A 23,220-nucleotide genomic window follows, 5' to 3' on the forward strand; every position below is an offset into this window, starting at 1 on the left:
TGTTTTTCCCCCTCTCCCTCTGGGTGAGGGCATCAAACCGCACCATCCCCTCCTTGAAACTTTCTCACCTTCTGCTTGCAGACTCGACATTAAGCCCGTTTCTGGGTATCGTTAGCTGTCTGGATGTCTAAACGTTTATACGTATGCTGTGAGGATTTAAGGTTATGCCGATTCGGGTGCAGGACGAGCTACCAGCCGTCAATTTCTTGCGTGAAGAGAACGTCTTTGTCATGACAACTTCACGTGCTTCTGGTCAGGAAATTCGCCCGCTGAAGGTGCTGATCCTCAATCTGATGCCAAAGAAGATCGAAACGGAGAACCAGTTCCTGCGTTTGCTTTCGAACTCTCCGCTTCAGGTTGATATCCAGCTGCTGCGCATCGATGCACGAGAATCACGCAACACGCCCGCCGAGCATCTGAATAACTTCTATTGTAATTTTGCGGACATCCGCGATGAGAACTTCGACGGACTGATCGTCACTGGCGCACCGCTGGGTCTGGTGGAATTTAATGACGTTGCCTACTGGCCGCAGATCAGACAGGTGCTGGAGTGGGCAAAAGATCACGTTACATCCACCTTGTTTGTCTGCTGGGCGGTACAAGCCGCGCTCAATATTCTCTATGGCATCCCTAAGCAAACCCGTAGCGAAAAGCTTTCTGGTGTGTATGAACATCACATCCTTCATCCTCACGCGCTGCTGACACGCGGCTTTGATGACACTTTCCTTGCGCCTCACTCCCGCTATGCCGATTTCCCGGCACAGCTGATCCGCGATTACACCGATCTGGAAATTCTGGCCGAAACGGAAGATGGCGATGCCTACCTGTTTGCCAGTAAAGACAAACGTATTGCGTTCGTTACCGGCCATCCTGAGTATGATCCCGACACCCTCGCGTCAGAGTATTTTCGTGATGTCGAGGCGGGTCTTAATCCGGATGTCCCGTACAACTATTTCCCGAAAAACGATCCGCAAAACAAACCAGGAGCCACCTGGCGCAGCCACGGAAATCTGCTGTTCACTAACTGGCTCAACTATTACGTCTACCAGATTACGCCGTACGATCTTCGCCACATGAATCCGACGCTGGAGTAATCGTCTGCATTAAACGATCCTAAAGCGTTTCAGCTATTCAGATCAGGCACCTTCGGGTGCCTTTTTTATTTCCGAAATCCTGTTCAACATGTCAGGAAACTTTAACTCTATATTAATCATCAAGTTGCGTTGCAATTAAAATTAAAATGGAAATTGTTTTTGATTTTGGAAAATTTATAGGTAGTCTTAATTCTGCTGAGCGAAAACTACACAACGATCTTTCGTTCGCATTGGGGGCGTGATTTTGGATCTTTGATGAGGAGCAGAACGATGACTCAACAGGCAACCACGGTCGATGAATTGACCTTTACCCAGCCGAATGGTGAGCAAGAACAGCAGATTTTGACGGCCGAAGCGGTAGAGTTCCTGACTGAACTGGTGACCCGCTTTACGCCACAGCGCAATAAACTGCTGGCGGCACGCATTCATCAGCAGCAGGAAATCGATAACGGCAAGTTGCCAAGCTTTATTTCGGAAACTGCTTCCATTCGTCATGGTGAGTGGAAAATTCGCGGAATTCCTGAAGATTTACAGGATCGTCGCGTGGAGATCACCGGCCCGGTAGAGCGCAAAATGGTGATCAACGCCATGAACGCCAACGTCAAAGTCTTTATGGCCGATTTTGAAGACTCGCTGGCACCGGACTGGCGGAAAGTGATCGACGGGCAGATCAATCTGCGCGACGCCGTCAACGGCACCATCAGCTACACCAACGAAGCCGGGAAAATCTACCAGCTCAAACCGAATCCGGCGGTGCTGATCTGTCGCGTACGCGGTCTGCATCTGCCTGAAAAACACGTTACCTGGCGCGGAGAAGCGATTCCGGGGAGCCTGTTCGACTTTGCGCTCTACTTCTTCCACAACCACAAAAGCCTGCTGGCGAAAGGCAGCGGCCCCTATTTCTATCTGCCGAAAACCCAGTCCTGGCAGGAAGCGGCGTGGTGGAGTGAAGTATTCAGCTACGCAGAAGACCGCTTCAGCCTGCCGCGCGGCACCATTAAAGCCACGCTGCTGATTGAAACCCTGCCTGCCGTATTCCAGATGCATGAGATCCTCCATGCGCTGCGCGACCATATTGTGGGCCTGAACTGCGGCCGCTGGGATTACATCTTCAGCTACATCAAGACGCTGAAAAACCATGCCGACCGGGTATTGCCGGATCGTCAGGTTGTCACCATGGATAAACCGTTCCTCAGCGCCTATTCGCGCCTGCTGATCAAGACCTGCCACAAACGCGGGGCGTTTGCGATGGGCGGCATGGCGGCGTTTATCCCGAGCAAAGACGCAGAGCGAAACAATCAGGTGCTCAACAAGGTGAAAGCCGACAAAGAGCTGGAAGCGCGTAACGGCCACGACGGAACGTGGATCGCGCACCCCGGCCTGGCCGATACGGCGATGGAGGTCTTTAACCGCGTGCTGGGCGACAACAAAAACCAGCTGTTTGTCACGCGCGAGGATGATGCCCCAACGGCTGAAGAACACCTGCTGGCACCGTGTGCGGGTGAACGCACGGAAGAGGGGATGCGCGCCAACATCCGCGTCGCCGTGCAGTACATCGAAGCGTGGATCTCAGGCAACGGCTGCGTGCCTATCTACGGCCTGATGGAAGATGCGGCGACGGCAGAGATCTCCCGCACCTCTATCTGGCAGTGGATCCACCATCAAAAAACGCTCAGCAACGGCAAACCGGTCACCAAAGCCCTGTTCCGTCAGATGCTGGCCGAAGAGATGCGGGTCATCCAGGACGAACTGGGCGAGCACCGCTTCAGCAGCGGGCGCTTTGACGACGCTGCGCGCCTGATGGAGCAAATCACCACCTCAGATGACTTAATCGACTTCCTGACCCTGCCGGGCTACCGCTTCCTGGCGTAATTCACCACATAACAATATGGAGCATCTGCACATGAAAACCCGTACCCAACAAATCGAAGAATTACAGAAAGAGTGGACTCAACCGCGCTGGGAAGGCATCCGTCGCCCGTACAGCGCAGAGGAAGTGGTGAAGTTACGCGGCTCGGTAAACCCGGAATGTACGCTGGCGCAGAACGGCGCGGCGAAAATGTGGGATCTGCTGCACGGGGGATCTAAAAAAGGCTATATCAACAGCCTCGGTGCTCTGACCGGCGGTCAGGCATTGCAGCAGGCGAAGGCCGGCATAGAAGCCATCTACCTTTCCGGCTGGCAGGTCGCGGCGGACGCCAACCTGGCCTCCAGCATGTATCCGGATCAATCTCTTTATCCGGCCAACTCGGTACCGTCGGTGGTGGATCGGATCAACAATACCTTCCGCCGCGCGGATCAGATCCAGTGGGCCGCAGGCATCGAGCCCAACGATCCGCGTTTTATTGATTACTTCCTGCCGATCGTGGCGGATGCGGAAGCGGGTTTCGGCGGCGTACTTAACGCCTTTGAACTGATGAAATCGATGATTGAGGCCGGTGCAGCGGCCGTTCACTTCGAAGATCAGCTGGCGTCGGTGAAGAAGTGCGGGCATATGGGCGGAAAAGTTCTCGTCCCGACCCAGGAAGCGATTCAGAAGCTGGTTGCCGCGCGTCTGGCTGCTGACGTGCTCGGCGTGCCGACGCTGGTGATTGCCCGTACCGATGCGGATGCGGCGGACCTGATCACCTCTGACTGCGATCCGTACGACAGCGAATTTATTACCGGCGAGCGCACCAGCGAGGGGTTCTATCGCACGCATGCCGGTATCGAACAGGCCATCAGCCGCGGTCTGGCCTATGCCCCTTACGCTGACCTGGTCTGGTGTGAAACCTCCACGCCGGATCTGGCGCTGGCGAAGCGTTTTGCCGATGCGATTCATGCGAAATATCCGGGCAAGCTGCTGGCCTATAACTGTTCGCCGTCCTTCAACTGGCAAAAAAATCTGGACGACACGACCATTGCCAGCTTCCAGCAGCAGCTGTCGGATATGGGCTACAAGTACCAGTTCATCACCCTGGCGGGTATCCACAGCATGTGGTTCAACATGTTCGACCTGGCGCACGCCTACGCGCAGGGCGAAGGCATGAAGCACTACGTTGAAAAGGTACAGCAGCCAGAATTTGCGGCAGGAAAAGAGGGCTATACCTTTGTTTCTCACCAGCAGGAAGTGGGAACCGGCTACTTCGACAATGTGACCACGATTATTCAGGGCGGCACTTCCTCCGTCACGGCATTAACGGGTTCAACCGAAGAAGCACAGTTCTAATTTTTCCCCCTCTCCCCTTTGGGGAGAGGGCCGGGGTGAGGGGGAATCTATGTCGCGTGGTCTGGAATTATTGATTGCCCAAACCATTCTTCAGGGCTTTGACGCCCAGTATGGCCGTTTTCTGGAAGTGACCTCCGGCGCGCAGCAGCGCTTTGAGCACGCCGACTGGCATGCGGTTCAGCAGGCTATGAAGCAGCGTATCCATCTTTATGACCACCACGTAGGCCTGGTGGTGGAGCAGCTGCGCTGTATTACCGACGGTAAAAGTCCGGATGCGGCATTTTTACTGCGCGTGAAAGAGTGTTACACCCATCTGTTACCCGACTACCCTCGCTTCGAGATTGCGGAGAGCTTTTTCAACTCCGTCTATTGCCGGTTATTTGACCACCGCTCATTATCTCCTGAGCGGTTATTTATCTTCAGCTCCCAGCCTGAGCGCCGCTTCCGTACCATTCCGCGTCCGCTGGCGAAAGATTTCTTTCCCGATCGCGGATGGGAAAAGCTCCTGCATCGCATCTTAACGGATTTGCCGCTGCGCCTGCCGTGGGAGAACAAACTCCGGGATATCGGCTATATCCATGCGCATCTCCGTGAAACCTACGGCGAGGAGGTGCTCAGCCGCAGCCATGTGCAGGTGGCTAACGAGCTGTTCTACCGGAATAAGGCCGCCTGGCTGGTGGGCAAACTGATTACGCCGACGGCCATTGTGCCGTTTCTGCTGCCCATTCACCGTACCGACGACGGCGAACTGTTTGTCGATACCTGCCTGACCACCAGCGCCGAGGCCAGCATCGTTTTTGGTTTCGCCCGCTCCTATTTCATGGTTTATGCTCCGCTGCCGGCCGCCCTGGTGGAGTGGCTGCGCGAGATCCTGCCGGGCAAAACCACCGCCGAGCTGTATATGGCGATCGGCTGCCAGAAGCATGCCAAAACGGAAAGTTATCGGGAGTATCTGCGCTATGTCACCGCGGCGGATGAGCAGTTTATCGAAGCGCCGGGTATCCGCGGCATGGTGATGCTGGTCTTCACGCTACCGGGCTTCGATCGGGTGTTTAAGGTGATTAAGGATAATTTCGCCCCGCAGAAAGAGATGACCGCCGCCCACGTCCGCGCCTGCTATCAGCTGGTAAAAGAGCACGATCGCGTCGGGCGAATGGCCGATACCCAGGAGTTTGAAAACTTTGTGCTGGATAAGCAGCAGATTGATCCGGCGCTCATGTCGCTGTTAATGCAGGAAGCGCCAACGAAAATCACCGATCTGGGCGATAAAATAGCAATTAGCCATCTCTACATTGAGCGCCGTATGGTGCCGCTCAACATCTGGCTGGAACAGTCAGAGGGCCAGGCTTTGCGTGATGCCATCGAAGAGTACGGCAACGCCATCCGTCAGCTCGCCGCCGCCAATATTTTTCCCGGCGATATGCTGTTTAAAAACTTCGGCGTCACCCGTCACGGGCGGGTGGTGTTCTACGATTACGATGAAATTTGCTACATGACCGAGGTAAACTTCCGCGACATACCGCCGCCGCGCTACCCGGAAGACGAGCTGTCCAGCGAGCCGTGGTACAGCGTTTCGCCGGGCGATGTGTTTCCCGAGGAGTTTCGCCACTGGCTGTGTGCGGACCCACGCATCGGGCCGTTATTTGAAGAGATGCATGAAGATCTGTTCCACGCCAGCTACTGGCGCGGGCTACAAACGCGGATCAAAAATGGGCATGTAGAAGATGTGTACGCTTACCGCCGCAAGCAGCGGTTTTGTGTGCGGTTTAACGAATCCCTCCATACGCCAGCGTCACCTCTTTCGCGGCCTTAATCACCAGCGCGCCCAGCTCGGTGACGCGATCGTCGGTCATGCGCGAAATCGGCCCGGAAATCGAGATAGCGGCGAACGGCTCGCGGTGCTCGTCGAAAATACAGGACGCGAGGCAGCGCAGGCCAAGGGCGTGTTCTTCGTCATCAAACGAATAGCCGCGCTTGCGGGTCAACGCCAGATCTTCTTTCAGATGCACCGGCGACACCAGCGTGGCGTGGGTGTAGGCGTGCAGCCCTTTACGGTGCAGCAGCCCGGTCACCTGCTCTTCACTCAGCTGCGACAGAAACGCTTTACCCGCCCCGGAGGCATGCATCGGCAGCTTGCCGCCAATCGGTGCGGACATGCGCATCAGCTGCGTGCACTGCACCTGGTCGATAATAATGGCCTGATGATCGCTCTGGTCCAGCACCGCAAGGTTGACCGTCTCGCCGGACTCTTCCATCAGCTTGCGCAGGATCGGGTGAACAATTGCCAGCAGGTTGCGGCTTTGCAGAAAACTGCTGCCGACAATAAACGCATGCGCGCCCACTGCCCAGTGTCCCAGCTCGCCCACCTGACGCACGAAACCCAGCTGCTGCATGGTCGTCAACAGACGGTGGGTAGTGGAGTTCGGTAATCCCGCCTGTTGCGCCAGCTCCGTCAGGGCCACGCTACCATGCGATTCGGCTATCCATTCCAGCAGCTTCAGGCCGCGCGTCAGGGACTGAACCTGTCCGCCGGGCTGTGCGGCAGGGTTGGCAGCAGGTTTTCTGCCGCGTTTAGCGGGAACGGTCGTAACCATGACGAACTCCTTTTTCTGTATCGTGGAAATCATTTTCGTTTTATTTGGTGAATTTGCAACCGCTTTCCTGACTGATCGGAGGAGTGATGGTGAACATGTCTCATGTTCCCGCCGTGTGGCTTTTCGGCCCTGCGAGATTATGCCAGTATGGAACGCAGCCTTTTGGCCATGTTGAGCGTTGTCGGGAGCAAGTGTGAGCAGCAAAGTAGAGCAACTGCGTGCGCAGTTAAATGAACGAATTCTGGTGCTGGACGGCGGCATGGGCACCATGATCCAGGGCTATCGTCTGAGCGAAGACGATTTCCGCGGCGAGCGCTTTGCCGACTGGCCTTGTGACCTGAAAGGAAACAATGACCTGCTGGTGTTGAGCAAACCGTCCGTCATCCGGGATATCCACAACGCCTACTTTGAAGCGGGTGCGGATATTGTAGAAACCAACACCTTCAACTCGACAACCATCGCCATGGCGGATTACCAGATGGAATCCCTGTCGGCGGAGATCAACTTTGAGGCGGCCAGGCTCGCCCGCGCCTGCGCCGACGAATGGACCGCCCGTACCCCGGATAAACCGCGCTACGTTGCCGGGGTGCTTGGCCCGACGAACCGCACCGCGTCAATTTCACCGGACGTAAACGATCCGGCGTTTCGTAACATCACCTTCGACCAACTGGTGGCCGCCTATCGTGAGTCTACTAAAGCGCTGGTGGAAGGCGGTTCCGACCTGATCCTGATTGAAACCGTATTCGACACCCTCAATGCCAAAGCCGCGATTTACGCGGTGAAAGAGGAGTTCGAGGCGCTGGGCATTGACCTGCCGATCATGATTTCCGGCACCATCACCGACGCCTCGGGGCGCACGCTTTCCGGCCAGACCACCGAAGCCTTCTATAACTCGCTGCGCCACGCTGAAGCCCTCTCCTTCGGCCTGAACTGCGCGCTGGGGCCAGACGAGCTGCGCCAGTACGTGCAGGAGCTTTCGCGCATCGCAGAATGCTACGTCACCGCCCACCCGAACGCCGGTCTGCCGAACGCGTTTGGCGAATACGATCTGGATGCCGACACCATGGCGGCGCAAATCCGCGAGTGGGCCGAGTCTGGCTTCCTGAACATCGTTGGCGGCTGCTGCGGCACCACGCCGGAGCACATCACCGCCATGAGCCGCGCCGTGGACGGGCTGCCGCCACGCAAGCTGCCCGAGCTTCCGGTTGCCTGTCGCCTTTCCGGCCTTGAGCCGTTGACCATCGGCGACGACAGCCTGTTTGTGAACGTGGGTGAACGTACGAACGTCACCGGTTCCGCAAAGTTTAAGCGCCTGATCAAAGAAGAGAAGTACAACGAAGCGCTGGACGTCGCCCGCCAGCAGGTCGAGAGCGGCGCGCAGATTATTGATATCAATATGGACGAGGGGATGCTCGACGCCGAAGCGGCGATGGTGCGTTTTCTCAACCTGATCGCCGGTGAGCCGGACATTGCCCGCGTGCCAATCATGATTGACTCCTCCAAATGGGACGTCATCGAAAAGGGGCTGAAATGCATTCAGGGTAAAGGCATCGTCAATTCCATTTCGATGAAGGAAGGGGTCGATACTTTTATTCACCACGCGAAGCTGGTGCGCCGCTACGGGGCCGCCGTGGTGGTGATGGCCTTCGATGAAGTGGGCCAGGCCGATACCCGCGAGCGCAAAATTGAGATATGCCGCCGCGCGTACAAGATTTTGACCGAAGAGGTGGGCTTCCCGGCGGAAGACATCATTTTCGACCCGAACATCTTCGCCGTCGCGACCGGCATTGAAGAGCACAACAATTACGCCCAGGACTTTATCGGCGCGTGTGAAGACATTAAACGCGAGCTGCCGCATGCGCTGATCTCCGGCGGCGTGTCGAACGTCTCGTTCTCGTTCCGTGGTAACGACCCGGTGCGTGAGGCGATCCACGCCGTGTTCCTCTACTACGCCATCCGCAACGGGATGGACATGGGGATCGTTAACGCGGGCCAGCTGGCGATTTACGACGACCTGCCGGCGGAGCTGCGCGACGCCGTCGAGGACGTGATCCTCAACCGTCGCGACGATGCCACCGAGCGCATGCTCGACATGGCGGAAAAATACCGCGGCAGCAAGTCGGATGAATCAGCCACCGTTCAGCAGGCCGAGTGGCGCGCCTGGGACGTGAAAAAGCGTCTGGAATACTCGCTGGTGAAAGGGATTACCGAGTTCATCGAGCAAGATACCGAGGAAGCGCGTCAGCAGGCAGCCCGCCCGATTGAGGTGATCGAAGGGCCGCTGATGGACGGCATGAACGTGGTCGGCGATCTGTTCGGCGAGGGCAAGATGTTCCTGCCGCAGGTGGTGAAATCCGCCCGCGTCATGAAGCAGGCTGTGGCTTATCTTGAACCCTTCATCGAAGCCAGCAAAGAGAAGGGCTCCAGTAACGGTAAAATGGTTATCGCCACCGTGAAGGGCGACGTGCACGACATCGGCAAAAACATTGTTGGCGTGGTGTTGCAGTGTAATAACTACGAGATTATTGACCTCGGGGTGATGGTTCCGGCGGATAAAATCCTCAAGACCGCACGCGAAGTCAACGCTGACCTGATTGGTCTTTCAGGGCTGATCACGCCGTCGCTGGACGAAATGGTCAACGTGGCGAAAGAGATGGAGCGTCAGGGCTTCACCATTCCGCTGCTGATTGGCGGGGCCACCACCTCGAAAGCCCACACGGCGGTGAAAATCGAGCAAAACTACAGCGGGCCGACGGTGTATGTCCAAAACGCCTCGCGCACCGTGGGAGTGGTCTCCGCGCTGCTTTCCGATACCCAGCGGGATGAGTTTGTCGCCCGCACCCGCAAAGAGTACGAAACCGTCCGCATTCAGCATGGCCGTAAGAAAACGCGCACGCCGCCGGTGACGCTCGCCGCCGCGCGCGATAACGACCTGGCCTTCGACTGGGCAAGCTATACGCCGCCGGTCGCGCACCGTCTGGGCGTGCAGGAGGTGGTCGCCAGCATCGAGACGCTGCGCAACTATATCGACTGGACGCCGTTCTTTATGACCTGGTCGCTGGCGGGCAAATATCCGCGCATCCTGGAAGACGAGGTGGTAGGCGAAGAGGCGAAGCGCCTGTTTAAAGACGCCAACGACATGCTCGACAGGCTGAGCGCAGAGAAAGCCCTCAATCCGCGCGGCGTGGTGGGCCTGTTCCCGGCAAACCGCGTGGGCGACGACGTGGAAATCTATCGCGATGAAACCCGTACCCACGTGCTGGCCGTGAGCCATCACCTGCGCCAGCAAACGGAGAAAGTGGGCTTTGCCAACTATTGTCTGGCGGATTTCGTTGCGCCGAAACTGAGCGGGAAAGCCGACTATATCGGCGCGTTTGCCGTCACCGGGGGTCTGGAAGAAGATGCGCTGGCGGATGCGTTCGACGCACAGCACGATGATTACAACAAAATCATGGTGAAAGCGATTGCCGACCGTCTGGCGGAAGCCTTTGCTGAATACCTGCACGAACGCGTACGTAAGGTGTACTGGGGCTACGCGGCGAATGAGAACCTCAGCAACGAGGAACTGATCCGCGAAAACTACCAGGGCATTCGTCCGGCACCGGGGTATCCGGCCTGTCCGGAACATACCGAGAAGGGCACTATCTGGAAACTGCTGGACGTAGAAGCGCATACGGGCATGAAGCTCACCGAGTCATTTGCCATGTGGCCGGGCGCGTCCGTTTCCGGATGGTACTTCAGCCACCCGGACAGCAAGTACTTCGCCGTGGCGCAGCTTCAGCGCGATCAGATTGAAGATTACGCCCAGCGTAAAGGCATGAGCGTGTCAGAGGTAGAACGCTGGCTGGCGCCGAATTTAGGCTACGACGCAGACTAACGTCACTTTTCCTTACAACAAACAGGGCACCTCCAGGGTGCCCTGTCTCTTTCTTACGTTTAAACCCTTATACTGGATGAAGGTTCTTATCACATTGCCCGGTGGCGCTGCGCTGACCGGGCCTACGCGTAGGCCGGATAAGGCGTAGCCGCCATCCGGCAAGACAACGCGCAACAAACCTCAGGAAAACAGATAACGATAAGGAGGAAAACCGACCGTGTTGACGTTGTTACACCTGCTCTCCGCAGTCGCACTGCTGGTATGGGGCACCCATATCGTTCGTACCGGCGTAATGCGCGTGTTTGGCGCACGTTTACGTACCGTTCTCAGCGGCAGCGTTGAGAAGAAGCCGCTCGCCTTCTGCGCGGGTATTGGCGTCACGGCGCTGGTGCAAAGCAGTAATGCTACCACCATGCTCGTCACTTCGTTTGTGGCGCAGGATCTGGTCGCCCTCGCTCCGGCGCTGGTGATCGTTCTCGGCGCTGATGTGGGGACCGCGCTGATGGCGCGTATCCTGACCTTCGATCTCTCCTGGCTGTCGCCGCTGCTGATTTTTATCGGCGTCATTTTCTTCCTCAGCCGTAAGCAAAGTCGTGCCGGGCAGCTCGGACGCGTCGGCATCGGCCTCGGGCTGATCCTGCTGGCGCTGGAGCTGATTGTGCAGGCGGTTACGCCGATCACCCAGGCCAACGGCGTGCAGGTCATCTTCGCCTCGTTAACCGGCGATATTATGCTGGATGCGCTGATTGGCGCGGTGTTTGCAATCGTCAGCTACTCCAGCCTGGCAGCCGTTCTGCTGACGGCGACGCTCACCGCTGCGGGGGCCATCTCTTTCCCGGTGGCGCTGTGCCTGGTGATCGGCGCCAACCTCGGTTCTGGCCTGCTGGCGATGCTCAACAACAGCGCCGCCAATGCTGCCGCCCGCCGCGTGGCGCTGGGAAGTTTACTGTTTAAGCTGGTGGGCAGCCTGATCATTCTGCCGTTTGTGCATCCGCTGGCCAACCTGATGGATAACATCTCTCTGCCGAAAGCGGAGCTGGTGATCTACTTCCACGTCTTCTACAACCTGGTGCGCTGCCTGGCGATGGTGCCGTTTGCTGCCCCAATGGCCCGCTTCTGCGAACGTCTGATTCGTGATGAACCGGAGCTGGACGCACGCCTCAAGCCGAAGCATCTGGATACCTCGGTGCTGGACACGCCCGCGCTGGCCATCGCCAACGCCGCCCGCGAAACGCTGCGCATGGGCGACGCGATGGAAACCATGCTCGAAGGGCTGAAAAAGGTGATGCACGGCGAGCCGCGCGAGGAGAAGGAGCTGCGCAGACTGGCGGACGATATCAACGTGCTGTACACCGCCATCAAGCTCTATCTGGCGCGCATCCCCCAGGACGAGCTGGCGGAAGAGGAGTCCCGCCGCTGGGCGGAAATCATTGAGATGTCGCTTAACCTGGAGCAGGCCTCGGACATCGTCGAGCGTATGGGCAGCGAAATCGCGGACAAATCCCTGGCCGCGCGTCGGGCCTTCTCCGTGGAAGGGCTGAAGGAGCTGGAAGCGCTGCACGAAAAGCTGGTGAGCAACCTGAAGCTGGCGATGTCGGTGTTCTTCTCCAGCGACGTGCCGAGCGCGCGCCGCCTGCGCCGCAACAAGCATCGTTTCCGCATTCTTAACCGCCGATACTCGCACGCTCACGTTGAGCGTCTGCACCAGCAGAACGTTCAGAGCATCGAGACCAGCTCCCTGCACCTGGGGCTGCTGGGGGATATGAAGCGTCTTAACTCGCTGTTCTGCGCGGTGGCGTATAGCGTGATGGAACAACCGGATGAAGACGACGAGCGGGATGAGTATTAATCTCTGAAAGCGCCTCGCAAAACCCATTTGCGAGGCGTGACACTCTATAAAGAGCATTTTACTCTTCAGACCTTACATTTTTAAGGGAATAGAAAATGCTCGTTTATTACGCTACACTTCGCCAATTCATGCGCATTCCAATGGAGGTTATCATGCGCACTACTAACGGCATAAAAAAATCCGTCAATGTTTCGTTAGCACCTGACATTCTTGAAGAAGCGCGACGTCTCAAACTCAATCTCTCTGCTGTACTCACTGCCGCCCTACAGGAACAGTTTCGTGCGCACCAGCGCGCAGAGTGGTTAGCAGAAAATAAAGCGTCTATAGAGGCCATCAACCAGTGGGTTGATGAAAACGGCTCTTTCAGCGACTTTCAGAGGTCATTCTGATGGAGCAATATTTTGCTTATGAGAATGCAGGGTATGGGAAAAATGCCTATCCATGGCTTATCAATATGCAGCACCCTGTTGCTAATGTGATGAAACATGTACTGGTTGCTCCCGCTGTAGAATTAAGCCAGCTGGGCGGCATTCGTCCGCCTGCGAAAGTGTGCCCTGTCGTTGAAATCGCGGGTAAGCCCTGCGTGGTCATGATGCATATGCTGTCAGGCATCTCTTCAAAAGAGTTAGGTGAACGCGTTTCCGATCTCACTGACAGCAGTGCTTCATTGCGTGATGCACTTGATTTTCTGATCAACGGTTACTAGGTCTTTTTTGTCAGCCACAAGGTAAGGTATATTTCGCCCTTCACAGGAGAAACTATGCTGCCAACTCAATCAACCCGATTAAACAAATACATTAGCGAGAGCGGGATCTGCTCACGTCGCGAGGCTGACCGTTACATTGAACAGGGGAACGTGTTTCTCAACGGCAAACGCGCCACCATCGGCGATCAGGTGGTGCCTGGCGATGTGGTTAAAGTGAATGGTCAGGTCATCGAACCCCGTGATGCCGAAGACCTGGTGTTTATCGCGTTGAACAAACCGGTTGGGATTGTCAGCACCACGGAAGATGGCGAGCGGGACAACATCGTTGATTTCGTTAACCACAGCAGCCGTATCTTCCCGATTGGTCGCCTGGATAAAGACTCTCAGGGGCTGATTTTCCTTACCAACCACGGCGACCTGGTGAACAAAATCCTGCGTGCCGGTAACGACCACGAGAAAGAGTACATCGTGACGGTGAACAAGCCGGTGACGGACGAGTTCATTCGCGGGATGGGCGCAGGCGTGCCGATTCTGGGCACCGTGACGAAGAAGTGCAAGGTCAAAAAAGAAGCGCCGTTTGCCTTCCGCATTACCCTGGTGCAGGGCTTAAACCGCCAGATCCGCCGCATGTGCGAGTATTTTGGTTATGAAGTGACGAAGCTGGAACGCACGCGCATCATGAACGTCAGCCTGTCCGGGATCCCGCTGGGCGAGTGGCGCGACCTGACGGACGACGAGCTGATCGAGCTGTTCAAGCTTATCGAAAACTCCTCGTCCGAAGCGAAGCCGAAAGCCAAAGCCAAACCGAAAACGCAGGCGATTAAACGTCCGGTGGTTAAGGCACCGCAGGCGGAAGAGAAAGGGCGAGGCAAGCCGGGTAACGGAAAACGCTTTACCCAGCCGGGGCGCAAAAAGAAAGGGCGCTGATTAGCGCCTTCCACGGGTTGATGTGCTGGCGGACCAGGAAAAGGTTGCCTCTGCATCCGGTTTATAAGCCTGCTCTTTTTTCAGCTTGCGGGCTTTTTTCGCCGCGGCATCACGTTGTGCCATCAGCTTGTCGATGTACTCTTTTTTAACCTGATTGGTTTCGGCATTCGTCAGCGTGCGGCCATGCGCGATGCGGGCGCGGTCGAGAAGCGTTTTCAGTTCGCGCTGCTCGGCTTCCGTCATGTCTTTCTGGGTCAATCGTGGTGTCGCCATTGCTGAAGCCTCCTGATGGGGAGGCTCCAGTGTAAAGCAAGCCGGGTTAATTAACCCTGTTTCAGCGCATCTTTTTTCGGTTGCTCATCAATCGGCTTACCGGACCAGTAGCCCGCCAGCAGCGAACCGGACAGGTTGTGCCAGACGGAGAACAGCGCGCCCGGCAGGGCTGCAAGCGGCGAGAAGTAAATTTTTCCGAGCGCCGCCGCCAGGCCGGAGTTCTGCATTCCCACTTCGATCGCCAGCGTGCGGCAGGTGGATTCGTCAAAGCCAAACAGCTTCCCGCCCCAGTATCCGCCCAGCAGGCCGATGGTGTTGTGCAGCACCACCGCGACGATCACCACAAAGCCCACCGAGGCAATGTGCGAGGCGGAACCGGCTACCACGGCGCTGATGATCGCCAGAATGCAGACCATCGAAAACGCGGGCAGGTACGGCTTAACCGCTTTCACCACGCGTGGGAACAGATGGTGAATAACCAGCCCCAGCGCAATCGGGATCACCACAATTTGCAGAATGCTGAGCAGCATGCCCATCACGTCCACCTGAATATGCGCGTCCACGTACAGGCGGGTTAACAGCGGTGTGGCAATCACGCCCACCAGCGTGGAAACGGACGAGATGGTGACGGACAGCGCCACGTCGCCTTTCGCCAGGAAGATCATCACGTTAGATGCCGTACCGCTGGCAACGCTGCCCACCAGCACCATCCCGGCGGAAAGGTCCGGTGGCATTTTGAAGGCCATCGCCAGCAGCCACGCCGCGAGCGGCATCACCAGGTAGTGCAGGAAAATACCCGCGGCAACCGGCGCCGGGCGAGACAGCACGCGTTTAAAATCGTCGATTTTCAGGTGTACGCCCATGCCGAGCATAATCAGCATCAGCAGCGTGGTGACCCACGGACCAATGCCCGTGAACGTGGTAGGGGTGTAATACGCGAGTATGGAGAGCAGCAGCGCCCATAGCGGGAACAGCCGGGTGATAGCGGATAACATAGTGAATTCCTTGCAGTATTGTCGTGTTGTTTTGTAATAAAAAAGCCGAGTCTGTGCCCGGCTTATTGGTATTGTTTATCGTGCTAACGAATTTTATTCAAACAAATTCTGATGAAGTTTCTGAACGACCTGCTCGGCCTGATCGGCAGGCACCAGGAAGCAGAGGTTATAGCTGGAGGCGCCGTAGCAAATCATGCGGATGCTGAACGGGTCGAGCACGCCGAAGACCTCTTTGCCCACGCCGCAGGCGCGCGACAGCTTGTTACCGATGATGGCAACCAGCGCCAGATCTTCTTCCACTTCCACGCGGCACAGTTCGGACAGCTCAATCAGCAGCGACTGCGTCAGCAGGGTATCGCCGGTAGAGGTGGAGCCGGTGGTGTCGAGCGTCAGTGCGATGCTCACTTCCGAGGTGGTGATCAGATCCACGGAGATATTATGGCGCGCCAGGATACCAAACACTTCTGCCAGGAAGCCGCGGGAGTGCAGCATATTATGGCTGTGCAGGGTGACCAGCGTCTGCTTGCGGCGCAGGGCCAGCGCGCGGAACAGCGGTGGGTTCTCGGTTTTCTTGCAGACCAGCGTCCCGCCCGCCTTTGGATCTTTACTGGAACCAACGAAAACCGGAATGTCGCTGCGCACGGCAGGCAGTAGCGTGGCCGGATGCAGCACTTTCGCGCCGAAGGTGGCCATTTCCGCCGCTTCTTCAAAGGCGATCACGTCAATACGTTTTGCCGCAGACACCACGCGCGGGTCGGTAGTGTAAATACCCGGCACGTCCGTCCAGATATCCACGCGGGTCGCGTGCAGGGCTTCGCCCAGCAGGGCGGCGGTGTAGTCGCTGCCGCCGCGGCCCAGCGTGGTGGTGCGTCCTTTGGCTTCGCTACCGATAAAGCCCTGGGTGATCACAATGCCTTCATCAAGGCGCGGGGCAAGCTGCTGGCTGGTCAGCTCGGCCAGCGCTTCCACGTCCGGCTCGGCGCGGCCAAAGCGGTCGCTGGTGCGCATCACTTTGCGCACGTCAAACCACTGCGCCTGAATATTGCGCTCGCGCATGATCTCAACGAACAGCAGGGTGGACATCAGCTCGCCGTGGCTGACCAGCTCGTCGGTCAGCGCGGTTGAGGTGGCCAGCGACGCGGCTTCTGCCAGGGTGGTGATATTTTCCAGCAGGCGTTCCACTTCCTCACGAATGACGTTCGGGTTTTGCAGACGCTCAAGGATGTCGAACTGAATTTTGCGTAGCGCATCCAGTTTCACGAAACGCTCGGTCGCCTCCAGTCCTTCAGACAGCGAAACCAGCAGGTTCGTCACGCCGGCTGAGGCGGACAGCACCACCAGGCGGGTATTCGGATCGGCCAGCACCACATCGGCGCTGCGGTTCATGGCAGCGTAGTCTGCCACACTGGTGCCGCCAAACTTGGCGACCACAAAACTCGTCATAACAACCTCGTGTCAGGGAATGAATAGAGCGACCTTGGCACAAGAGTGAAGCGAGGACAGGTGCAGGCGCAAAATACGGCCCTATAAATAAAATGCGGGGGAGGTCCTGTCAATGCTGGGATTATGCGGATTTTTCATGGGGGGGTACCCCTCAGAAACAGGACTTATAACAGGCCCATATTTTATGCTTCTTTTTACCCCCTTTTGACCGACATTTCGCCACGCCGGAAGGGCGCGACAGCAGCTATACTTTTCGGGTCTTTTCACCTGCGTTTGATGCAGACCAGGGCAATGGCATAAAAACCATCACAATTTTTATTTGCAGGCGCTACAATCGACCGCAGTCACAATTCTCAAATCAGAAGAGTATTGCTATGAAAAACATCAACCCAACGCAGACCGCTGCATGGCAGGCACTACAGAAACATTTTGATGAAATGAAAGACGTCACTATCGCGGATCTGTTCGCGAAAGATGCCGATCGTTTCAGCAAGTTCTCCGCCACCTTCGATGACCTGATGCTGGTGGATTTCTCCAAGAACCGTATCACCGAAGAGACGCTGGCGAAGCTGCAAGATCTGGCGAAAGAGACCGAGCTGGCTGATGCCATCAAATCCATGTTCTCTGGTGAGAAGATCAACCGCACCGAAGATCGTGCCGTACTGCACGTGGCGCTGCGTAACCGTAGCAATACTCCAATCATCGTTGACGGCAAAGATGTGATGCCGGAAGTGAACGCGGTGCTGGAAAAGATGAAAACCTTCTCTGAAGCGATCATCTCCGGCAGCTGGAAAGGCTACACCGGCAAGGCGATTACCGACGTGGTGAACATTGGTATCGGCGGCTCTGACCTCGGCCCGTTCATGGTGACCGAGGCGCTGCGCCCTTACAAAAACCACCTCAATATGCACTTCGTCTCTAACGTCGATGGGACCCACATCGCTGAAGTGCTGAAAAAAGTGAACCCGGAAACCACCCTGTTCCTGGTGGCGTCCAAAACCTTCACCACCCAGGAAACCATGACCAACGCCCACAGCGCGCGCGACTGGTTCCTGAAAACCGCGGGTGACGAAAAGCACGTCGCGAAACACTTTGCGGCGCTCTCCACCAACGGTAAAGCGGTGGGCGAGTTCGGCATTGATACGGCGAACATGTTCGAGTTCTGGGACTGGGTTGGCGGCCGCTACTCTCTGTGGTCTGCTATCGGCCTGTCCATCATTCTGTCCGTCGGCTTCGACAACTTCGTTGAGCTGCTCTCCGGTGCGCACGCGATGGACAAACACTTCTCCACCACCGCGCCTGAGAAAAACCTGCCGGTGCTACTGGCGCTGATCGGTATCTGGTACAACAACTTCTTCGGCGCTGAAACCGAAGCGATCCTGCCGTACGACCAGTATATGCACCGCTTTGCGGCCTACTTCCAGCAGGGCAACATGGAATCCAACGGTAAGTACGTTGACCGTAACGGCAACGCGGTGGATTACCAGACTGGCCCAATCATCTGGGGCGAGCCGGGCACCAACGGCCAGCATGCGTTCTACCAGCTGATCCACCAGGGTACCAAAATGGTACCGTGCGATTTCATCGCCCCGGCGATTACGCACAACCCGCTGTCCGACCACCATCAGAAGCTGCTGTCTAACTTCTTCGCCCAGACCGAAGCGCTGGCGTTCGGCAAATCCCGCGAGGTAGTTGAGCAGGAGTATCGTGACCAGGGTAAAGATCCGGCCACGCTGGACCACGTTGTGCCGTTCAAGGTGTTCGAAGGCAACCGTCCAACTAACTCCATCCTGCTGCGCGAAATCACCCCGTTCAGCCTGGGCGCGCTGATTGCGCTGTATGAGCACAAGATCTTCACCCAGGGCGCTATCCTCAATATCTTCACCTTTGACCAGTGGGGCGTTGAGCTTGGCAAACAGCTGGCAAACCGCATTCTGCCGGAGCTGGGCGACGATAAAGCAATCGACAGCCACGACAGCTCCACCAACGGTTTGATTAACCGCTATAAAGCATGGCGTGGGTAATAAATATGTCATGAAAAATGCCGGCGATATGCCGGCATTTTTTTATCGGATAATTCCTGATGTCTGTTAGTTAACTCAAATTTCGGGTCTGAGTTTAATCCGAAAAACGCGGCTAACCCGTTAATTGCTGCGGTTTATTTTAAGAAAATACGCAGAAATACTTTAGCATGTTTATATTATAACTAATTGATTTATATTGGTTATATATTTTATTTATTCTTCTTTCGTTTCATTTTTATCCATTAGTCCGAAAACCCTTTCCCTATTTCCCCGCACGGTAAACCCTCAGCGTTAGTTGTGTATACTCGAATCCGCCTGAATTTCTTTCGGGCAAATCTCCATTCATTCATTGAAGGGAAATTGTTATGAAGAAAGTACTGTATGGCATTTTTGCCATATCTGCACTTGCGGCGACATCTGTCTATGCAGCTCCGGTCCAGGTCGGGGAAGCAGCAGGGTCGGCAGCGACGTCTGCGTCTGCGGGGAGTTCTACCGCAGCCAGCACCAGCGCCGTAAGTTCAGCCGTGGGTGTCGCGCTGGCGGCAACCGGTGGCGGTGATGGCTCCAATACCGGAACCACGACCACTACGACGACCAGCACCCAGTAATACCGGGTGTTTTAATCATAACCACACTTCGGTGTGGTTATTTCGCCCCTTCGGAGAAGAGTCGTGAAGCGACCTGCAATCATCCTGATTTGCCTGCTGTTGCAGGCGTGCTCAGCTACCACTAAAGGGCTGGGCAACTCACTGTGGGACAGCATGTTCGGCACGCCGGGCGTGCATCTGACCGATGACGAACTTCAGAACATGCCGTATGCCAGCCAGTACATGCAGCTAAACGATGGCCCGCAACTGTTTGTGGTGCTCGCTTTCGATGAAAACGGGCAGCAGAAATGGGTGACGCAGGATCAGGCCACCATCGTCACGCAGCATGCCCGAATCGTGAAAACGTTGCTCGGCGGCGACAACCTGATCGAGGTGAATAACCTGGCTGAAGATCCGCTCATTAAGCCGAATCAGATTGTCGATGGCGCAAGCTGGACGCGCACGATGGGCTGGACCGAACACAAACAGGTGCGTTATGCCACGGCCCGCTCCACTTTCCGCTGGGACGGTACGGACAGCGTAAAGGTGGGCAGCGACGAAACGCAGGTTCGCGTGCTGGATGAAGAGGTGACAACCGACCAGGCCACCTGGCATAACCGCTTCTGGGTGGACGAAGAGGGGCAAATCCGCCAGTCCTTGCAGTATCTCGGTGCCGGTTTCTTCCCGGTGAAGACCACCCTGATCAAGGCGGCGAAATCATGAAAACGCTCATCCACGTTGCGCTTCTCGCCAGCCTTGCCTCACCGCTGGCGTGGTCTGCGGGAACGGTACAGGTCTACACCCCGGACAGTGAAAAACCCAAAACCTTAACCAATGCCGGGCATCTGCTCGATCTGGTGGGGCAGCCGAGACTGGCGAAAAGCTGGTGGACCGGGGGCGTTATCAGCGAGCGTCAGGCGACGATTGTCGCGGAACAAAGACATCAGGCGCTGCTCGCCAGATTATCCGGGCTGGCACAGCAGGAAGACGCCGACGATGCCGCGGCCATCAACAGCCTGCGCCAGCAGCTTCAGGCTCTGAAGGTGACGGGCCGGCAGAAGGTGAACCTCGATCCGGATGAGGTGCGCGTCGCGGAAAACGGCAATCCGTCGCTGGAGGGGGACTATACCCTGTGGCTTCCGGCTCAGCCTTCTACCGTCACCGTGATGGGGCTCATCAGCAGCCCTGGCATTAAGCCGTTTACGCCGGGCCGGGACGTCGCGAGCTATCTTGACGAACAAAGCCTGCTCAGCGGTGCCGATAACAGCTATGCCTGGGTGGTCTATCCGGACGGGCATACGCAGAAAGCGCCGGTGGCTTACTGGAATAAACGCCATATCGAACCCATGCCGGGCAGCATCATTTTTGTCGGTTTTGCCGACCATTTCTGGACGAAAGCGTATGACGGGCTTAATGCCGATATCCTTCGCTCCCTGATACAGCGGATACCGGAATAATGAAAAAAACCTATCTCTACAGCATGCTTGCACTGTGCGTGAGTGCCGCCTGTCATGCAGAAACGTATCCGGCACCGATTGGCCCGTCGCAGTCCGATTTTGGCGGCGTCGGTTTGCTGCAAACGCCCACCGCGCGGATGGCGCGCGAGGGGGAAATCAGCCTTAACTATCGCGATAACGATCAGTACCGCTACTATTCTGCGTCCGTGCAGCTGTTCCCCTGGCTGGAGACCACGCTGCGCTACACCGACGTGCGAACGAAACAGTACAGCAGCGTCGACGCCTTCTCCGGCGATCAGACCTATAAAGACAAAGCCTTCGACGTGAAGCTGCGCCTGTGGGAAGAGAGCTACTGGATGCCGCAGGTCTCCGTCGGGGCAAAAGATATTGGCGGTACCGGCCTGTTTGATGCGGAATACATCGTTGCCAGTAAAGCCTGGGGGCCGTTTGATTTCTCGCTGGGTCTCGGCTGGGGCTATCTTGGGACCAGCGGCAACGTAACCAATCCGTTCTGCTCCTACAGCGACAAATACTGCTACCGCGATAACAGCTACAAAAAAGCGGGCTCCATCAACGGCGACCAGATGTTCCACGGCCCGGCCTCGCTGTTTGGCGGCGTAGAGTATCAAACGCCCTGGCAGCCGCTGCGCCTGAAGCTGGAGTATGAAGGCAACAACTACAGCGAAGATTTTGCCGGCAAGATTGAGCAGAAGAGCAAGTTTAACGTCGGCGCCATTTACCGCGTGACCGACTGGGCCGACGTTAACCTCAGCTACGAGCGCGGCAATACCCTGATGTTTGGCTTCACGCTGCGCACCAACTTTAACGACATGCGTCCGCGCTACAATGACAACCCGCGGCCTAAATACCAGCCGGAGCCGCAGGATGCGATCATTCAGCACTCCGTGGTGGCGAATCAGCTGACGCTGCTGAAATATAACGCGGGGCTGGCGGATCCGAAGATCCAGACCAAAGGCGATACGCTGTACGTCACCGGCGAGCAGGTGAAATACCGTGATTCCCGCGAAGGGATCGAGCGCGCCAACCGGATCGTTATGAACGATCTGCCGGAGGGGATCCGCACGATCCGCGTGACGGAGAACCGTCTCAACATGCCGCAGGTCACAACCGAAACCGACGTTGCCAGCCTTAAGCGTCATCTTGAAGGTGAGCCGCTGGGACATGAAACCGAGCTGGTGCAAAAACGCGTTGAGCCGGTGGTGCCAGAGAGTACCGAGCAGGGCTGGTATATCGATAAGCCCCGCTTCGATTTCCATATCGATCCGGTGCTGAACCAGTCCGTCGGCGGGCCGGAAAACTTCTACATGTATCAGCTGGGCGCGATGGCGACGGCCGATCTGTGGGTGACCGACCACCTGTTGACCACCGGTAGCCTGTTCGGCAACCTTGCCAACAACTACGACAAATTTAACTACACCAACCCGCCGAACGATTCAAAACTGCCGCGCGTGCGTACCCGCGTGCGTGAATACGTGCAGAACGATATCTACGTGAATAACCTCCAGGCCAACTACTTCCAGTACTTCGGCAACGGTTTCTACGGCCAGGTTTACGGTGGCTATCTGGAAACCATGTTTGGCGGCGCGGGGGCGGAAGTGTTGTATCGTCCTGTCGACAGCAACTGGGCCTTCGGGATTGACGCCAACTACGTGAAACAGCGTGACTGGCGCAGCGCGCAGGATATGATGAAGTTCACCGACTACAGCGTCAAAACCGGCCACCTGACCGCCTACTGGACACCGTCGTTCGCGCAGGACGTGCTGGTGAAAGCCAGTGTCGGGCAGTATCTGGCGGGCGATAAGGGCGGCACGCTGGATATCTCCAAACACTTCGACAGCGGCGTCGTGGTGGGCGGCTACGCCACCATCACCAACGTTTCGCCGGACGAATACGGAGAAGGGGACTTCACCAAAGGGGTGTACGTGTCGATTCCGCTGGATCTGTTCTCATCCGGTCCGACCCGCAGCCGTGCGGCAGTGGGCTGGACGCCGCTGACGCGTGACGGTGGTCAGCAGCTTGGACGTAAGTTCCAGCTGTATGACATGACCAGCGATAAGAACATTAACTTCCGCTGATGCTTGTTTGCCCGGCCTACGGTTTTTGTAGGCCCGGTAAGCGCAGCGCCACCGGGCGAATGCGCCAAACATAAACAAAAAATATAGATC

The 23,220-nt window shown here is 56.7% G+C and carries 18 protein-coding genes; 14 read left to right on the plus strand and 4 right to left on the minus strand.

What is annotated here, in order from left to right:
• Positions 1-164 precede the first annotated feature (164 nt).
• From metA to aceK, 4 genes are all read left to right on the plus strand, one after another.
• Positions 165-1,094, plus strand: coding sequence for a homoserine O-succinyltransferase (gene metA, locus N5C09_RS19700; RefSeq protein WP_063865536.1), 930 nt, complete (start codon positions 165-167; stop codon positions 1,092-1,094).
• A gap of 270 nt (positions 1,095-1,364) precedes the next feature.
• Positions 1,365-2,966 carry a malate synthase A gene (gene aceB, locus N5C09_RS19705; protein ID WP_279749720.1) on the plus strand — a complete coding sequence of 534 codons (1,602 nt, stop codon included), beginning with the start codon at positions 1,365-1,367 and terminating at the stop codon, positions 2,964-2,966.
• A 31-nt stretch (positions 2,967-2,997) separates the two neighbouring features.
• Positions 2,998-4,302 (plus strand): isocitrate lyase, encoded by a 1,305-nt coding sequence (gene aceA / locus N5C09_RS19710; protein ID WP_063449886.1) that lies wholly within the window; start codon positions 2,998-3,000, stop codon positions 4,300-4,302.
• A 49-nt stretch (positions 4,303-4,351) separates the two neighbouring features.
• A complete protein-coding gene (aceK, locus tag N5C09_RS19715) occupies positions 4,352-6,115 on the plus strand; it encodes a bifunctional isocitrate dehydrogenase kinase/phosphatase (protein ID WP_279749722.1) in 1,764 nt (587 codons plus the stop codon).
• Here the strand turns inward: aceK and iclR are convergent.
• Positions 6,069-6,896, minus strand: coding sequence for a glyoxylate bypass operon transcriptional repressor IclR (gene iclR / locus N5C09_RS19720; protein WP_000258962.1), 828 nt, complete (start codon positions 6,894-6,896; stop codon positions 6,069-6,071). The two genes, aceK and iclR, sit on opposite strands and share 47 nt — an antisense overlap.
• Before the next feature lie 193 nt (positions 6,897-7,089).
• On the opposite strand from iclR, the gene metH reads away from it, so the two are divergent.
• The 5 genes from metH to rluF all read left to right on the plus strand — a co-directional run bounded on the left by metH (position 7,090) and on the right by rluF (position 14,255).
• A complete protein-coding gene (gene metH, locus N5C09_RS19725) occupies positions 7,090-10,773 on the plus strand; it encodes a methionine synthase (RefSeq protein ID WP_279749723.1) in 3,684 nt (1,227 codons plus the stop codon).
• Between the two features lie 217 nt (positions 10,774-10,990).
• Positions 10,991-12,622 carry a Na/Pi cotransporter family protein gene (locus N5C09_RS19730; protein WP_102751035.1) on the plus strand — a complete coding sequence of 544 codons (1,632 nt, stop codon included), beginning with the start codon at positions 10,991-10,993 and terminating at the stop codon, positions 12,620-12,622.
• Positions 12,623-12,717: 95 nt separating this feature from the next.
• Entirely contained in the window at positions 12,718-13,011 is a 294-nt protein-coding gene (locus tag N5C09_RS19735) for a type II toxin-antitoxin system CcdA family antitoxin (protein ID WP_279749724.1), read from the plus strand.
• Positions 13,011-13,328: a CcdB family protein gene (locus N5C09_RS19740; RefSeq protein WP_279749725.1), complete on the plus strand. Its 318-nt coding sequence runs from the start codon at positions 13,011-13,013 to the stop codon at positions 13,326-13,328. The genes N5C09_RS19735 and N5C09_RS19740 overlap by 1 nt, the downstream gene beginning before the upstream one ends.
• Positions 13,329-13,382: 54 nt before the next feature.
• Positions 13,383-14,255, plus strand: a complete 873-nt coding sequence (rluF, locus tag N5C09_RS19745; protein ID WP_022646725.1) for a 23S rRNA pseudouridine(2604) synthase RluF — start codon at positions 13,383-13,385, stop codon at positions 14,253-14,255.
• Here the strand turns inward: rluF and N5C09_RS19750 are convergent, their stop codons facing one another.
• From N5C09_RS19750 to lysC, 3 genes are all read right to left on the minus strand, one after another.
• Positions 14,256-14,528: a DUF3811 domain-containing protein gene (locus N5C09_RS19750; RefSeq protein WP_017382612.1), complete on the minus strand. Its 273-nt coding sequence runs from the start codon at positions 14,526-14,528 to the stop codon at positions 14,256-14,258.
• A gap of 50 nt (positions 14,529-14,578) precedes the next feature.
• Positions 14,579-15,523: a ketopantoate/pantoate/pantothenate transporter PanS gene (gene panS, locus N5C09_RS19755; RefSeq protein ID WP_279749726.1), complete on the minus strand. Its 945-nt coding sequence runs from the start codon at positions 15,521-15,523 to the stop codon at positions 14,579-14,581.
• A 93-nt stretch (positions 15,524-15,616) separates the two neighbouring features.
• The gene (gene lysC, locus N5C09_RS19760; RefSeq protein ID WP_063449878.1) at positions 15,617-16,966 is read right to left on the minus strand and encodes a lysine-sensitive aspartokinase 3; all 1,350 of its coding nucleotides are present in this window, start codon (positions 16,964-16,966) and stop codon (positions 15,617-15,619) included.
• Between the two features lie 374 nt (positions 16,967-17,340).
• Between lysC and pgi the strand changes: the two genes are divergently transcribed.
• The 5 genes from pgi (at position 17,341) to N5C09_RS19785 (ending at position 23,130) form a co-directional block, all read left to right on the plus strand.
• Positions 17,341-18,990: a glucose-6-phosphate isomerase gene (pgi, locus tag N5C09_RS19765; protein ID WP_063449877.1), complete on the plus strand. Its 1,650-nt coding sequence runs from the start codon at positions 17,341-17,343 to the stop codon at positions 18,988-18,990.
• Between the two features lie 365 nt (positions 18,991-19,355).
• Positions 19,356-19,598, plus strand: a complete 243-nt coding sequence (gene yjbE / locus N5C09_RS19770; RefSeq protein ID WP_003860341.1) for an exopolysaccharide production protein YjbE — start codon at positions 19,356-19,358, stop codon at positions 19,596-19,598.
• A 63-nt stretch (positions 19,599-19,661) separates the two neighbouring features.
• Positions 19,662-20,300: a YjbF family lipoprotein gene (locus tag N5C09_RS19775; protein WP_063449876.1), complete on the plus strand. Its 639-nt coding sequence runs from the start codon at positions 19,662-19,664 to the stop codon at positions 20,298-20,300.
• Entirely contained in the window at positions 20,297-21,034 is a 738-nt protein-coding gene (locus N5C09_RS19780; protein ID WP_204644088.1) for a capsule biosynthesis GfcC D2 domain-containing protein, read from the plus strand. Before N5C09_RS19775 ends, N5C09_RS19780 begins: the two co-directional genes overlap by 4 nt.
• Complete coding sequence (locus N5C09_RS19785) at positions 21,034-23,130, plus strand: YjbH domain-containing protein (RefSeq protein ID WP_063449874.1); 2,097 nt, start codon at positions 21,034-21,036, stop codon at positions 23,128-23,130. Before N5C09_RS19780 ends, N5C09_RS19785 begins: the two co-directional genes overlap by 1 nt.
• The last annotated feature ends 90 nt before the right edge of the window (positions 23,131-23,220 follow it).

This window comes from Enterobacter sp. GD03975 (assembly GCF_029838645.1).
Taxonomy (GTDB): domain Bacteria; phylum Pseudomonadota; class Gammaproteobacteria; order Enterobacterales; family Enterobacteriaceae; genus Enterobacter; species Enterobacter quasihormaechei.

What these genes read in the sequence shown, in the direction of transcription:
- metA (WP_063865536.1), top strand. Translation starts at nt 165, where the DNA reads ATGCCGATTCGGGTGCAGGACGAGCTACCAGCCGTCAATTTCTTGCGT.
- aceB (WP_279749720.1), top strand. Translation starts at nt 1,365, where the DNA reads ATGACTCAACAGGCAACCACGGTCGATGAATTGACCTTTACCCAGCCG.
- aceA (WP_063449886.1), top strand. Translation starts at nt 2,998, where the DNA reads ATGAAAACCCGTACCCAACAAATCGAAGAATTACAGAAAGAGTGGACT.
- aceK (WP_279749722.1), top strand. Translation starts at nt 4,352, where the DNA reads ATGTCGCGTGGTCTGGAATTATTGATTGCCCAAACCATTCTTCAGGGC.
- iclR (WP_000258962.1), bottom strand. Translation starts at nt 6,896, where the DNA reads ATGGTTACGACCGTTCCCGCTAAACGCGGCAGAAAACCTGCTGCCAAC.
- N5C09_RS19735 (WP_279749724.1), top strand. Translation starts at nt 12,718, where the DNA reads ATGCTCGTTTATTACGCTACACTTCGCCAATTCATGCGCATTCCAATG.
- N5C09_RS19740 (WP_279749725.1), top strand. Translation starts at nt 13,011, where the DNA reads ATGGAGCAATATTTTGCTTATGAGAATGCAGGGTATGGGAAAAATGCC.
- rluF (WP_022646725.1), top strand. Translation starts at nt 13,383, where the DNA reads ATGCTGCCAACTCAATCAACCCGATTAAACAAATACATTAGCGAGAGC.
- N5C09_RS19750 (WP_017382612.1), bottom strand. Translation starts at nt 14,528, where the DNA reads ATGGCGACACCACGATTGACCCAGAAAGACATGACGGAAGCCGAGCAG.
- panS (WP_279749726.1), bottom strand. Translation starts at nt 15,523, where the DNA reads ATGTTATCCGCTATCACCCGGCTGTTCCCGCTATGGGCGCTGCTGCTC.
- lysC (WP_063449878.1), bottom strand. Translation starts at nt 16,966, where the DNA reads ATGACGAGTTTTGTGGTCGCCAAGTTTGGCGGCACCAGTGTGGCAGAC.
- pgi (WP_063449877.1), top strand. Translation starts at nt 17,341, where the DNA reads ATGAAAAACATCAACCCAACGCAGACCGCTGCATGGCAGGCACTACAG.
- yjbE (WP_003860341.1), top strand. Translation starts at nt 19,356, where the DNA reads ATGAAGAAAGTACTGTATGGCATTTTTGCCATATCTGCACTTGCGGCG.
- N5C09_RS19780 (WP_204644088.1), top strand. Translation starts at nt 20,297, where the DNA reads ATGAAAACGCTCATCCACGTTGCGCTTCTCGCCAGCCTTGCCTCACCG.
- N5C09_RS19785 (WP_063449874.1), top strand. Translation starts at nt 21,034, where the DNA reads ATGAAAAAAACCTATCTCTACAGCATGCTTGCACTGTGCGTGAGTGCC.